Origin of the sequence: Paracraurococcus lichenis (assembly GCF_030657435.1) — a bacterium.
In the GTDB taxonomy this organism is placed as follows: domain Bacteria; phylum Pseudomonadota; class Alphaproteobacteria; order Acetobacterales; family Acetobacteraceae; genus Paracraurococcus; species Paracraurococcus lichenis.
In genome coordinates this window covers 89,409-103,252 of record NZ_JAUTWS010000007.1, presented here as the reverse complement: position 1 = coordinate 103,252, position 13,844 = coordinate 89,409, and the positions used below count along the sequence as shown (strand labels likewise).

10 protein-coding genes are annotated in these 13,844 nt (G+C 72.6%); 3 read left to right on the top strand and 7 right to left on the bottom strand.

Features of this window, described 5'->3' with window-relative positions; translation table 11 throughout:
- Positions 1-4: 4 nt before the first annotated feature.
- From Q7A36_RS09390 to Q7A36_RS09380, 3 genes are read right to left on the bottom strand one after another with little or no spacing between them, the layout of a single operon-like run.
- Positions 5-406, bottom strand: coding sequence for a MerR family transcriptional regulator (locus Q7A36_RS09390; protein WP_305103426.1), 402 nt, complete (start codon positions 404-406; stop codon positions 5-7).
- Entirely contained in the window at positions 403-2,100 is a 1,698-nt protein-coding gene (locus Q7A36_RS09385; protein WP_305103425.1) for a long-chain-fatty-acid--CoA ligase, read from the bottom strand. Before Q7A36_RS09385 ends, Q7A36_RS09390 begins: the two co-directional genes overlap by 4 nt.
- A 19-nt stretch (positions 2,101-2,119) precedes the next feature.
- Entirely contained in the window at positions 2,120-3,454 is a 1,335-nt protein-coding gene (locus Q7A36_RS09380; RefSeq protein ID WP_305103424.1) for an OmpP1/FadL family transporter, read from the bottom strand.
- A gap of 160 nt (positions 3,455-3,614) precedes the next feature.
- Here Q7A36_RS09380 and Q7A36_RS09375 point away from each other — a divergent pair, with 160 nt between their 5' ends.
- Both Q7A36_RS09375 and Q7A36_RS09370 read left to right on the top strand, forming a co-directional pair.
- A complete protein-coding gene (locus Q7A36_RS09375) occupies positions 3,615-3,929 on the top strand; it encodes an SCP2 sterol-binding domain-containing protein (RefSeq protein WP_305103423.1) in 315 nt (104 codons plus the stop codon).
- 340 nt (positions 3,930-4,269) lie between these two features.
- Positions 4,270-5,187, top strand: coding sequence for a crotonase/enoyl-CoA hydratase family protein (locus tag Q7A36_RS09370; RefSeq protein ID WP_305103422.1), 918 nt, complete (start codon positions 4,270-4,272; stop codon positions 5,185-5,187).
- A gap of 446 nt (positions 5,188-5,633) precedes the next feature.
- On the opposite strand, the gene Q7A36_RS09365 is transcribed toward Q7A36_RS09370, so the two are convergent.
- The 4 genes from Q7A36_RS09365 to Q7A36_RS09350 form a co-directional block, all read right to left on the bottom strand.
- Positions 5,634-8,117 (bottom strand): response regulator, encoded by a 2,484-nt coding sequence (locus Q7A36_RS09365; protein WP_305103421.1) that lies wholly within the window; start codon positions 8,115-8,117, stop codon positions 5,634-5,636.
- Positions 8,114-8,914 (bottom strand): response regulator, encoded by an 801-nt coding sequence (locus Q7A36_RS09360; protein WP_305103420.1) that lies wholly within the window; start codon positions 8,912-8,914, stop codon positions 8,114-8,116. The genes Q7A36_RS09365 and Q7A36_RS09360 overlap by 4 nt, the downstream gene beginning before the upstream one ends.
- 11 nt (positions 8,915-8,925) lie before the next feature.
- Complete coding sequence (locus Q7A36_RS09355) at positions 8,926-10,617, bottom strand: sensor histidine kinase (RefSeq protein WP_305103419.1); 1,692 nt, start codon at positions 10,615-10,617, stop codon at positions 8,926-8,928.
- A gap of 607 nt (positions 10,618-11,224) precedes the next feature.
- Positions 11,225-12,064 carry a hypothetical protein gene (locus tag Q7A36_RS09350; protein WP_305103418.1) on the bottom strand — a complete coding sequence of 280 codons (840 nt, stop codon included), beginning with the start codon at positions 12,062-12,064 and terminating at the stop codon, positions 11,225-11,227.
- A 702-nt stretch (positions 12,065-12,766) separates the two neighbouring features.
- On the opposite strand from Q7A36_RS09350, the gene Q7A36_RS09345 reads away from it, so the two are divergent.
- Positions 12,767-13,837, top strand: coding sequence for an ABC transporter substrate-binding protein (locus Q7A36_RS09345; protein ID WP_305103417.1), 1,071 nt, complete (start codon positions 12,767-12,769; stop codon positions 13,835-13,837).
- Positions 13,838-13,844: the final 7 nt, after the last annotated feature.

Below are 13,844 nucleotides of genomic sequence, written 5' to 3'. Positions count from 1 at the left end.
CTCCCTACTCGGCGGCGCGCGTCGCGTCCGCCGCCTTCTCCTGCCTCGCCGCCAGCGCCTCGGCCTCCACCGCCCGCAGCTCGCGCAGCGTCTGCTCCAGGTCGCGCTGCTGCTGCTCCAGCTCCTCGATCCGCGTCCGCACCTTGCCGAGCAGCAGGGCGAGCTGGCTGTGCTGCGTCCGGTCGGCGTCGTAGAGGTCAAGGAATTCCCGGATCTCGGCCAGCGAGAAGCCGAGCCGCTTGCCCCGCAGCACCAGCATCAGCCGCGCGCGGTCGCGCCGGTCGAAGACCCGGGTGGTGCCGGCGCGGCGCGGGGCGATCAGCCCCTTCACCTCGTAGAAGCGGATGGCCCGGGGCGTCACGCCCAGCTCCTCCGCGAGCTGGTTGACGCTGAACAGGTCGGTCACGCCGCCGCCCCCCGCTGCCGTAGCTCCGCCTTCAGCTCCTTCTTCGAGAGCTTGCCGATCGCGGTGCGCGGCAGTTCCTCGCGGATCTCGATCAGCTTCGGCATCTCGATGGCCGAGAGCCGGTCCTGCAGATGCGCCCGCAGCGCCTCCGCCGTCACCGTGCTGCCGGGCTGCAGCTGCACGAAGGCCGCCGGGCTTTCCCCGCGATAGGCATCGGGCTGCCCCACCACGGTCGCCGCGACGACATCGGGATGGGTGTAGAGCGCTTCCTCGATCACCCGCGGATAGACGTTGTAACCGCTGCAGAGGATCAGGTCCTTGATGCGGTCCACCAGGGTCACGAAGCCGTCCTCGTCCATGATCCCGACATCGCCGGTGTGCAGGACCCCATCCGGCCCGATCACGGTGGCGGTCTCGGCCGGGCGGTTCCAGTAGCCGGCCATCACATGCGGCCCGGCGATGCAGAGCTCGCCGCGCTCGCCCGGCGGCAGCGGACGCTGCGGGTCGTCGAGGGAACGGATCTCGGCGCGCACGCCCGGCAAGGGCAGGCCGATGGTCCCGTCCTTCTGCAGCCCCTCGAGCGGGTTGCAGAAGCAGACCGGGGAGGCCTCGGTCAGCCCGTAGCCCTCCACCACGCGGCAGCCGCTCCGCACCTCGAAGGCGCGCTTGATCTCGAGCGGCAGCGGTGCGCCGCCGGAGATGCAGATCGTCACCGAGGCCAGGTCCTCCCGCGTCGCGCCGTGGTCGATCACCGCCTTCAGCAGCGTCGGCACGCCATGGAAGACCGTCGGCCGCCTGCGGCGCAAGGCGGCGATGAGGGAGGCCGGCTCGAAGCGCGGCAGCATGACCAGCTCCGCGCCGTCCAGGATGGCGGTGCCCAGCACCGAGGTCAGGGCGAAGACATGGAAGAAGGGGAGCACCGCCAGCATGCGCTCCTCGCCCGGCCGGCACTGCGGCGACCAGGCCGCGACCTGGCGGCAATTGGCGGCGAGGTTGGCATGGGTCAGCATCGCGCCCTTCGGCGTCCCCGTGGTGCCGCCGGTGTATTGCAGCACCGCCACGTCCTCCGGCCGCGGCATCGGCAGCGGCATCGGCCCGCCCTGCAGCAGCCGGTCCCAGCGCAGCACGCGCGGATCGCCCCGCGGGATGCGGCCGGTCGCCCTCCGCTTCAGCAGGCGGAACAGCAGGCTCTTCGGGAAGGGCAGCGTCGCCGCGAAGGGGCAGGCGATGACCTGCCGCACCGGCCCCTCCTCCGCCAGCAGCCCCAGCACGCGGTCCAGGATCGGCGCGAGGTCCGGCGCCACCATGATCTCCGTCCCGCTGTCGCGCGCCTGCGCCGAAAGCTCGGCCGCGACATAGAGTGGGTTGAAGTTCACCACCGTCGCGCCGCAGCGCAGCGCCGCGAAGAAGGCTATGACGTAATGCGGCCCGTTCGGCAGGCAGAGGCCGATGCGCGTGCCCGGCCCCGCCCCCAGCCGCCGGAAGCCCGCCGCCGCGCGCGCGACCAGCGCGCCGACTTCGGCATAACGCCATCGCCGGCCCATGAAGTCGAGGCAGGGCCGCGCGCCGAAGCGGGCGACCGAGGCCTCGAAGACCTCCACCATGGTGGAGGGCGGCAGCGGCATGTCCCAGGCGATGTCCGCGGGATAGGCGCGCAGCCAGGGCAGCGCGATCTCCGGGGAAAGCGTGTCCATGCCGCCGATCCTCCCTGCGTCAGAAGGCGAAGCTGAGCTGCGCGGTCACGATGTCGACCGAGGCCTGGTAGGTGGCGTTCAGGTTGCCGCGGAACAGATTCGTATTGTTCGGCCCGGGATCCCGCAGAGTCACGCTCGTGTCAGATGCGAAGATGTGCGTATAGGCCGCGCTCAGCGTGACCTTCGGCATGATCTGGTAGCTGGCACCGACCGAGAGCCAGTAGCGGTCGTTGTCCGGGATGCGCGGCGTGCGGTAGGCATCGCGGACCGGCGTCTGGTCGTAGGCGAAGCCGGCGCGGAGCGTCAGGTCCTGGCTCCAGTGATACTCGGTGCCGATGGAGACGAAGACGGTGTCGCGCCACTTCTCCTCGGTCACCGAGGGTGGGCGGCCATTGTCGAAGGTGACGACGAGGTCCGGGAAGCGGGACCAGTTGGTCCATTCCAGCCCGCCGAGCAGCGTCCAGCGGTCGTCGAGGCGATGGCTCGCGCCGAGGGTCAGCGTCTCCGGCGTCACCAGCTTCGCCTTCCCACCGGTATTGGCGAAGCCGGGCGAGAGGGAGAGCGGGAAAGGCACGCCCTGGAAGGTCGCGTCGCCGCTCAGCTCATGCCAGACGGCGGAGCGGAAGGCGAGGCCGAGCCGCGTGCCTTTCAGCGGCTCCCATTGCGCGCCGAGCTGCCAGCCGACCGAGGTGTCGTCGCCGGTGACGGTGGAGCGGCCGTCGCGTGCGCCGGGCAGAAAGCCCGGGATGCGCTGCGCCGCGCCGATGGCGCCAAAATCGACGCCGGTCGAGAGCCGGGCCGTGGCATACTGGATCTGCAACCCGGCCCCGAGGGAGAGGTTGGGCAGGACCTGCCAGGACACCGCCGGCGTGATGTTGACGGTCTTCAGGGAGGAGGTGAGGGCGTGGTAGCGGGCGATGCTGTCGGCCGGGCTCTTGGTCACCAGCCCCCAGGGCGAGCCGACGGCGAGGCCGAAGCGCCAGTCCGGGGCGAGCTCGATGGTCGCGTAGCTGGCCGGTACGAAGGCATCGAGGGCGATGTCGCCGCCAAGGCCGCCGCGGATGGGCGAGCCGCCGAGCGCCGCATTGCGCGTGGCGCTGCCGGAGACCGCCTCGCCATTCGGGAAGATGCCGGAGGCGACGAGCGCGCCCTGGATGCCGCGGAGGCCGCTCATCGCCGCGGGGTTGAAGAACATCATGCTCGGATCGTCGTTGCGCGCCGCGGCGCCGGCGAAGGCCGCCCCCTGCCCGACCGCGCTCTGCTCGCGCAGTTCGTAGCCGGTCGCGCCCGCCGTGCCGGCGCAGGCGAGCGTGCCGAGGCCGAGGCCGGCTGCCCGCAGCAATGGCGAAGTCATCGTATTTCCTCCCGTCCTGGGGGTCGCGCCCGAACCGGCGCGGGCCTGCCGTCCGCCTTGCTGGCGGATCGGCTGCCTTGACCGAGCTTACGGTGGGTGACCTATAGGTCAATAAGTTTCTGTAAGCGGCAGCGGCCCGCGCGAGACGGAGGTACAAGGGATGGATGCTGAGACCCTCATGGCGGCGATGCGGGAGAAGGCGGGCGTGCTGAAGCGCCTCGGCTACCGGATGCGCTTCGACCTGACCGATACCGGGGAGAGCGTGCTGCTCGACGCCACCGGGCCGGAGCCGGAGATCGCCTCGGCCGACGAGGCGACCAAGGCGGATACCGTGCTGCGTCTGACCGGCGAGAACCTGGCGCGGCTGATGGCCGGCCGGCTCAGCCCGATGCTCGCCTTCTCCACCGGCAAGCTGCGGGTGGAGGGGTCGAAGGGCGTGGCGCTGAAGCTGGCCAGCCTGCTCGACGAGGATTGAACCCGGGCGGCATCCCGCGCACGGCGCGGCCACGATGCGCGGAGAGCGTGGCGGCGCGCCCGGACGGAGATCCTGGCGACCCGCGTCGCAGCGGGCCGCTCCGGGTTATTGTCGCAAGCAACGACACGCCGAAGGTGGAAGGCGCACCACCTTGCTCAACTCGGCCGCGGGGGCCTCCGTCGAGGCGCTCCGCTCCGTTCTGGAACAAGACCGGTTGCGTCTAAAACGCGAGAAAAGCAACTACAGAGCGTTTTGCGTATTGTATAAACTATTCGCGACCGAGTAGGGTCCGCCTGTCGCTGATCACAGCGGCGTGAGGACGACAGACGGGGACCCGATCATGACCTTTGTCCGCAGCCCGATGGCCGCCGCGCCTTCCGCCATCGCTCACCCGGCATTGGCCCAGATCAGCCTCTCCGCCCGGTCGGCCTCGACGCATGAGACGCTGGACACCGCCTATGACGCCGAGCGCGGCGTCTATTGGTGCCGGCTGCGCCCGACCGGCCGCCCCTGCTTCAGCCGGGAGCTGCTGCGCGACATCGCCAGCATGCATGCGGCGATCCCCGAGCTCTTCGCGGCCGATGCGCCGCTGCCGCCGCCGCGCTGGTTCGTCTGCGGCTCCGCCATTCCGGGCATCTACAACCTCGGCGGCGATCTCGGCCTCTTCCGCGAGCTGATCGCGGCCGGCGACCGCGAGGGGCTGGTGCGCTACGGCCATGCCGCCGTGGAGGCGATCCATCGCAACCACACCGCCCTCGAGCTGCCGATGATCACCGTCGCCCTGGTGCAGGGCGATGCGCTGGGCGGCGGCTTCGAATGCGCCCTCGCCCATGACATCATCGTCGCCGAGCGCAGCGCGAAATTCGGCCTGCCGGAGGTGCTGTTCAACCTCTTCCCCGGCATGGGCGCCTACAGCTTCCTCTCCCGCCGCCTCGGCCGCGCCGCGGCGGAGACGCTCATCCTCTCGGGCGAGGTGCACACCGCCGAGCAGATGCACGCCATGGGCCTGGTCGATGTCCTCGCCGAGGACGGCGAGGGCGAGGCCGCCCTGCACGCCTTCATCGACAAGCAGGACCGCTTCCACAATGCGCGCCAGGCCATGCTGCGGGCGCGCCGCAAGGTGGACCCGGTGACGCTCGCCGAGCTGCGCGAGGTGGTGGAGGTCTGGGCCGAGGCGGCGCTGCGGCTCTCGGAGCAGGACCTGCGGCGCATGGCGCGGCTCTGCGGTGCGCAGGACCGCCGGATGGGCCTGAGCTGACACACGCTACGGCGGCCTGCGCGGTGACACGTGTCGCCGGGCCTGGGCGCCTGCCGCCATCGACGTCCACCTCCACCACGCCCCATCGCCATGAGGGCGCCCGCGCCGCGCAGCCCACGGTGGTGAGCGAAGCCGCCGGTCACGTGGCCGTGGCAAGGCCGAGGATGTGCCGAGGCCGCGCCGCGCGTCTCGCCTGAGGCGCGCTCCACCTGCAATATGCCCGATGCGCGCCGCTCTTGCGGTGCACGGAAGCCGCGCTCCTCATCCGATGTGCCGGACCTGCGTCCCTCATGCGGCGTGGCGAAGCCCCGCTCCCCGCATGACGTGCCGAAGCGGCACTCCCGCCGAATGCGCGGCGACGTCCTCGACCTCCCGATCCATGGCCCGAGGCCCCGGCGCATGCGACGCGGTCGCGCGGGCCGATGCACCGCCCTGCGACGGCAGCGTCAGGCGGCGCCGTCCGCCGCGTCACGGCCGGCCGCGCACACGCGCTCCAGCTCCTCGGCCAGCAGCGCGGCCTGCTTGCGGCCCGCGACCGGCACCTCGCCCGCCGGCATGGCCTCCGCCGCGCTGCTCAGCGCGAAGACGCCGCGGGCGCCGATATTCGCCGCGCTGCTCCGCAAGGCATGCGCCGCCGCCCGGAAGCGCGCCGCATCGCCCTGCGCCGCCGCCGTCTCCAGCGTCCGCAGCACCTCCCGCGCATCGGCCAGGAAGTCCGCCGTCAGGTCCTGCGCGAAGCGCGCGCCCCCCAGCGCCACCAGCTCCGCCCGCACCGTCGGGTCCAGCGCCGGCGGCGCGGCCGGGCGGTAGCGTGGATGCGAGCCGATCGGCGTCACGGCCGGCGGCAGCGGCGCCGCCTCGGCCCGCTGCGGCGCATGCGCCGCGACCGCCGCGGCAAGCTGTGCCGGCTCGATCGGCTTGACCAGGCAGCCATCCATCCCCGCCGCGCGGCAGCGCTCCGCCGCCTCCGGCGTCGCATCCGCGGTCAGGCCGAGGATCGGCAGGTGCGGCCGCCCGAGCGCGGCGAAGCGATACAGCCGCGTCGCCGTGGCGCCGTCCGTCCCCGGCATGTTGAGGTCCATCAGCGCCAGGTCGAAGTGTCCGGCCTCCAGCGCGTCCAGCGCCTCCTCGCCATCGGCGACCAGCGTCACGCTATGGCCCTCGCGCTCCAGGATCTTCTGCACCACCAGCCGGTTCACCCGGTTGTCGTCGGCGACCAGCACGCGCATGGGCGCGACCTGCGGCGCCCGGGGCGCCGGCGCCGCCGGCCGCGGCAGCATGGCCCGGGCGAGCGCGAGCGGCATGGCCCAGTCGGCCGGCCCCGGCGCGCCCGGCAGCCAGGCCGCGATGCGGCGTCGCGCTCCCGGCTCCGGCAGCCCCCGGGGCGGCGCGCCGCCCAGGGCGAAGACCGGCAATTCCGCCGCCGGGCCGGCGCCGCGCAGGGCCGCCGCCACATCCTCCGGCGCCGGCAGCCCGGCCGGCCCGGCGAAGGCGAGCAGATGCTCCGGCGGCGCACCGGCGCCCGCGCCCCAGACGGCGGCGAAGGTCTCCTCCGGCACCAATCGCGGCACCGCCGCGATGCCGAGTTCCGCGAGCCCCGCCGCGACCGGCGCCGCCCTCTCCATGGCGGTGGTCAGCAACAGCGCCCGCAGTTCCGCCCCACCGGGCGCTGGCGGGGCCGGGTCGCGCCTTGCCGGGACCGTGACGTGGAAGCTGCTGCCCTCGCCCGGCCGGCTGGCCACGCCGATGCTGCCGCCCAGCAGCCCGGACAGCCCCTTGCACAGCGCGAGGCCGAGGCCGGTGCCGCCGAAGCGGCCGGCAATGGTCTCGTCCGCCTGGGAGAAGCGCTCGAAGATCCGGGCCTGGGCCGCCGCGTCGATGCCGATGCCGGTGTCGCTGACCTCGAGCCGCAGCAGCAGGGCCTCGCCCTCCCCCGGTTCGGCATCCACCGCGATGGTCACGCTGCCTGAGGCGGTGAACTTCACCGCATTGCCGCCGAGGTTGAGCAGGATGTCGCGCAGCGCCGCCGGATCGCTCATCACCCGCGCCGGCGTGCGCGGGGTCGCGTGCAGCCGCAGCGCCAGGCCCTTCTCACGCGCCTGGGCCAGCAGCAGCCCCCGGATCTCCGCCAGCAGCCCTGGCAGGTCCACGCTCTCAGACCGCATCACCGTCGCTCCGGCCTCGATCCTCGATATGTCGAGCAGCCCGTTGATCTGTCCCAGCAATCCGCGCGCCGCGCCGTCGATGGTGCGTGCCATCTCCTGCTGCTCGGCATCGAGCGGGGTGTCCCGCAGCAGCCCGCCCATGCCGATGATGGCATTGAGCGGCGTGCGCAGCTCGTGGCTGACGCCGGCGAGGAAGCGGGTCTTGGCCTCGCTCGCCTGCTCCGCCGCCAGCCGCGCCTGCGACAGCTTGCGGATCAGCGTGCCGGCATAGAGGGCGAGGATCACCGGCCCGACCAGCAGGCCGATGGCGAGGTGCGGCAATCCCTGCCAGTAGGGCGTGGTCAGCACCACCGCCCCGAAGCCGACAACGAAAGCCGACATGCCGGCGAGCAGCCAGCGCGGGCCGAAGCGGAAGCCGTTGCCGAGCGCGACCCAGAGATAGACCGGGAAGAAGGGCGCGGCCAGGTCCCCGCCCAGGTGCAGGAACCAGGACAGGCAGCCGATGTCGAGCAGCAGGGCGAAGGCGCGGCGCAGCATGCTCGGCCCGCGGGTCAGCCGGATATGCGCGAAGATGCCGAGCGCGCAGAGGCCCCAGGCCAGCAGGATCGGCATGCCCTGGCGAAGGAGGTCGCCACCCGCCGCCGGCAGGTAGGCAGCGAAGGCGAGCGCGAAGAGGAGCCGGTTGAAGCTCATCTCCCGCTCCGACCCCGTCGGTCCGCGCAGGCCGCCCAGCAACAGCCGGCGCGGCGCGGCGCGGGCGGTCACCGCTCCGGCTCCGGCCCGAGCGGGATGGAGGTGGTGATGACGGCCGTGACCGTACCCCGCGCGTCGCGCAGCGGTGCCTTGCTGGTCAGCAGATGGCCGCCCGCGCCTTCCTCCCGGTAGGGCGGCAGCGGGGCGCCGCGGGCGAGGACCTCGAGATCGGCGCGGCGGCTGCGCTCCCCGCGGTCGGGGCCGAAGAGCAGCGTCGGGCCGGCGCCGAGCAGTTCGGAAGGCCGCGCGCCGACCGCCGCGGCGAAGGCGGCATTGGCGTAGATGCAGCGCCCGTCGCGGTCGGCGGCGCTGACCTGGGCGGGCAGGCTGTCGAGGATGCGGGCGAGGCCCTCCGCCCCATGCACCTGCAACGGATCGAGCGCGGCGGGCCGGGCCGGCGGCTCGGCGGCTGCCACCGGCTCGCCCTGCACCCGGCGCCCGAGGGCGAGCAGGTTGCGGGCGCGCGTCACCAGCTCGAAATGGTCGATCGGGCTCTGCAGGAAGTCGGTGGCGCCGGCATCGAGCGCGCGCACGCGGAAGCTGCGGTCGTCATGCGCCGTCACCACCAGCACCGGCACCCCGGCGCCGCCCGGCAAGGCCCGGAAGTGCCGGGTGAACTCGGCACCGTCCATCTCCGGCATCTTGAAGTCGGTGATGACTAGGTCGACGCGGTTGCCCTCCAGCCATTCCAGGGCATCGACCGGGTTCCCGAACACCTCGACGCTGACATTGTCCTCGATGACCGAGGCCAGCCTTGCATAGATGCTGCGGTTGGTCGCGCGATCGTCCAGGATCAGGATCATCGCCATCCAGTGGGCCCTCAGCCGCGGCGGCCGCCATCCGCACGGGCAACCACGCGCCCGAGCGGCAATTCGATAAGGCATACAAGGCCCGAGGGTTGCCAGTCGAGCGTGACCTCGCCGCCAAGCTGGTCATGGATCGTCGTCCGGATCACCCGCGAGCCGAAGCCGCGCCCGGCCGGCGGCCCCGCGACCGAGGGGCCGCCGGATTCGGCCCAGCGCAGGCGCAGCCGGTCGGCCACCGGATCTACGCTCCAGGACAGGTCCAGCGCCCCGCCCGGGAGCGACAGGCTGCCGTATTTCGCCGAGTTGGTGGCAAGCTCGTGCAGGGTCATCGAGAGCGGCTGCGCCGCCATCGGCGCCACGGTCAGCGGCGGTCCGTCCAGCGTGACCCGCGTGCTGCCGGCATTGCCGAGGAAGGGGTCGAGTTCGCCGCGCAGCATGGCCATCAGGTCGGCGCCCATCCAGCGGCTCTCGGTCAGCAACGTCTGGGCGCGGGCCAGCGCCGCGACCCGTCCCTCGATGGCGCGGCCGAAGGCCTGCGGGCTGTCCGCCTTGGTCAGGCGCAGCACGGCCTGCACCACGGCGAGGGCATTCTTCGCGCGGTGGTCGACCTCGCGCATCAGCAGCGCCTGGCGCTCCTCGGCCTCCTTGCGGGCGGTGAAGTCCATATGGACGCCGAGGATGGGGCCGAGCCGGCCGGCCGGCCCCGGCATGCGGCGGCCGCGGCCGAGCAGCCAGCGCGTATCCTCGCTGCCGTCGCGGCCGGGGCGGAGGATGCGGAACTCGGCCTCGTATTCCCCGCTCTCGAGGGCGCGCCAGGCGCCGGCGCGGACCCCGGCCCGGTCGTCCGGATGCACCAGGGCCAGGAAGCCCTCCAGCGTCGCCGGCGGGGTGCCGCCCGGGGTGCCGAAGAGCGCGGAATGCTCCGGCGACCAGACGAAGCTGTCGGCCTCCGGGTCCCATTCCCAGGTGCCGATGCCCGCCACTTCCTGGGCGAGGCGGAGCCGCGCCTCGCCGGCCCGCAGCGCCGCCTCGGCGGCCTTCAGCGCGGTCGCATCGGCATGGACCTCGACCACCGTGCCGGCCACGCCGGCCTCCTGCCGCAGGGTCCAGTGCGACGCGACGATCACCGCCTCCCCGCCCCGGCGCCGGTGGCGCAACTCGCCCTGCCACTCGCCATGCGCCAGCAGCGCGTCCTGGACGCCGCGGCGGCCGCCATCGGGGAAGCGGGTGCCCAGCAGCTCATGCGCCCGCTGGCCGAGCGCCTCGGCCGCGGTGAAGCCGAAGAGCCGCTCGCAGCCGGCCGACCAGCGCCGGATCGTGCCGTCCAGGTCGCGCAGGATGACGGCGCTGACCTCGAAGGCATGCGACAGGTCGGCGACGGTGCGCAGCCTCTCCTCGAGCGCGGTCTTCTCCTGCCGCAGTGCCTTCTCCCGCACCCGGACGCGCCGCAGCAGCCCGGCCCCGACCAGGGCGAGGATGCCGACCCCGATCCAGGGCAGGGCCGGGTGCGGGGCCGAGACGGCCTCCGGCAGGTCGGCGACGGGCATCGCGCCGAACAGCAAGGCGACGGCGAAGGGGGACAGGGCGAGCAGGACCAGGATCAGGACGGCACCACGCGACGGACCTCCGACCGCTTCGGCAGGGCCGAAGGCCAGGCCGGAACTGGGGACGCCAAGGCGTCCGGTTGCACGCCACGGGCTGGACATCGAGCCTCCGGACGAACTGAGGAGCCGGGACCGGAGCCAATGCGACCCGCCACGGCCATGCGGAGAAGGTAGCGCAAATTATCGCATTGTTGTGTACAATACTCTATCACGAATGCGTTTGTTGAGTGAACGGTATCGCATCCGTGCCAAAATACCAGCCGTGACGCGCTGGCCATGACCGGCAGTTTTTGCCGTGGGCGCGTCCGGGCCTCAAGCCTCGATCGGCCCTCCACCTCACGGAGCCGAGGCCGGGTGGCGGCGGCCAGGCGGGCGGCGCCGAAGGGTCCGGCGCACCGCCAGGAACGGGCAGCCCCACAAGCAAGACGCGATACAAGCACATCCGATGTCCGTCAAAGGCGATTGTCCGACGGCAAGGAGCCAGGACGGATGGCCGGCACCGCCCGGCAGCGGCGGCGATGCCAGGCCAGATCATTGAGGGCCAGATCGTCGAGGGCCAGATCGTCGAAAGCCTGCCGGCCCGGGGCCCCTCGCCCGGACGTCCCGGCGCCTGCAGGGAAGGTCGCGCCCGAGCCGATCCCCGTCCGCGGCGCGTTCGGGGACCGCGCCTCGGCGCCAGCCATGGCGCATCCGCCCCGCGGCGCCATGCTCAATGCAGTGCCAGCACCCGCTGCGCCAGAATCGCCGCGGCCGCCGCATCCTGCGTCAGCGCATCCGCCCCCAGCGCCTCGGCCGGCGGCGGCGGCGCCGCCACCTGCCAACCGGAGAGCACGCGGAGGCCGCGGTTGCGGGATGCATGCCGCACCGAGTTCACCGTCGCGCGGAGGCGCGGCAGATCCGTGGCATCGTCCACGCTGAACCAGGCGAGGTCGAAGCGCCGGCTGCCCGCGGCGGCAGAGGGATCCTCTTCCGCCTGCCGGCCGCAGCACTGCACCGTCCAGCCGGCGCGCTGGAACAGGCGCTGCACCATCGAGTGTTCCAGCGTCGGCGCGACGGAAGCGCCGGAGACGATCAGCGCGGTGGCACCGCGATGCGGCTTCCGCGCCGTGGTCCGCCCGTCATCCTCCAGCCCCTTCAGCAGCATGCGCAGCCGCCAGACCCCCGTGAGATAGCCGGAGAGGTCGGCGCCCTCTCCGTCCCGCCGCCGGCGCAACTCGGCCGCGGCGGGCAGCAGCACGTCGTGGCAGATCGCCTCGAAGCGCGAACCGGAGGGGTTGAGGGCACGCAGTGCCCGGGCGCCCTCGGCGAGGTCCAGCGCCGGCAGGCTGCAGGCCAGCGACAGCGCGGATTGCTGCCAGGCGCGCGCGACCGAGCCGGCATCGATCGCCGGCCCCGGCGGGCGGTGCAGATGCGCGAGCCTGGGCACGACCACCTGCCGCGCCAGGCTTTCCAGCGCGGGATGCCCCTGCAGGCCGCGGCTGCGGGTCTCCTGCGCGCGCGTCAGCCGCCGGCTGCGGACCGGCGGCGCGACCCCGATATCGCTCGACATGATGCGCCCCCCTTCCGCATCAGGTCGGGATCGCCGGGGGCATGCCCCGGGGTCGCCGCCGCTGGCAGGCGCATGGCCGCATCCGTCGCGGCGTCAGGGCAGCCTCATCGGCCTCGGTCCGATGCCACTGCATCGGGCAGGGGTCGCTGGCCGTCAGGCGAATACCGTGGCCCATCATCCCCTCCATGGCTGCGCCAGCCGCCTCTCCCGGCGGGCGCAGTTCTTCAGGGAGTACGTCACCGTGCCGGTCAGCGACGCCTGATCCCGGCGCGTCCTGGTCCCGCTGCGTCCTGGGCCTTCCGCCCGGTCCGGGCCGCCGCGCGCCGCATGCGGGGCAGCCTTCGGCAGACCAGGTCGTCGGCGCGGTGCATTCCCTCCCTGCCCCGCATCCCGCGGGGACTTCGAAGGGAAGCTTTGCTCGCTTCGCTGCTGAAAGCAATGGCAGTCTGCGCCTGGGTTGCGCGAAAGCCGCATGACGATCGGGCAATCCGCAGGCCGGGCGCGGCGCATCGCCGGCTGTTGGGATGGGGCGCCCGCATCATGCCGGTCCCGCCCCGCGGCCATCCCGGAACGTGGCACGCGGGTTGCAGAAACCGGCGCAGCGCAGCGCCGCGGCCGCGGCAGCTACGGTGGGCGTGCCAACGTCATCCAGCGAGGAGCGGCGGGCCGATCACCATCGCCCGTCCGCGGAGGGGACCAGCGATGTGTGACCGCGACGGAACCACGATCCTGCCCGAGGACTACGCCGCCATCGGCCGCGCCGCGAAGGCGGGCCGCCGCGGCGTACTGAAGGCGACCGCCGCCAGCGTGCTGACCTTCGCCGCCGGCTTCGGCCACGAGGCCTTCGCCCAGGCGAAGGGCAGCCTGAAGTCGACGCATGGCACCGGCTTCTGCAACCTCAACCTCTTCCTCGCGCATGCGCTGCAGATGGCGAAGGAGGACGGGCTCGAGATCCAGTTCGTCAACACGCCGACCTTCGCCGAGCAGGTGACCTTCCTCGGCATGGGGCAGGTCGATCTCGGCCTGATGCCCTACACGTCGTTCATCGCGCTGTTCAATGCCGGCGCGCCGGTGAAGATCATCGCCGGCGGCGGCGTCGAGGGCTGCGCCATCGTCGCCCGCCCCGGCCTGACCACGCCGGCGAGCCTGAAGGGCAAGACGCTCGGCACCTTCCAGCTCGATACGCTCGAGGTGATGCCCTACGACTACCTGAAGAAGAACGGCGTCAGCTTCAAGGACGTCAAGGTGCGCTACATGGGCACGACGCCCGAGGCGGTGGAAGCCTTCAAGGCCGGCGCCATCGACTGGATCTGCACCATCGAGCCCTATGCGACCGCGTTGGTGAACGACGTGCCGGGCGCGACCATGCTGACCGATGGCCGCGACCTCTACGGTCCCGGCTACACCGATTGCGTCCTCGCCTGCCGCGCCAGCCTGATCAAGGAAAACCCCGCGGCGCTGAAGGCGGTGATCAAGGGCATGATGAAGGCCCAGCTCATGGCCGAGACGAAGCAGGAGGAGACCCTGCAGAAGCTGGTCGGCACCTACTACAAGACCAGCATGGCGAATGCGACGATCGCCATGTCGAAGCAGCCGGCGGTGGTCGATGCCCGCAGCCAGACCGACTTCATCCTCGGCCGCACCGACAGCCTGGTGGAGATGGGCTACATCAAGAACAAGCCGGGCCGCGACGCGATCGACTGGACCCTGCTGGAGCAGGTGATCGCGGAGAACGCCGCGCTCTACGGCCAGCTCAAGCACAAGTCGGCCTGAGGCCGGC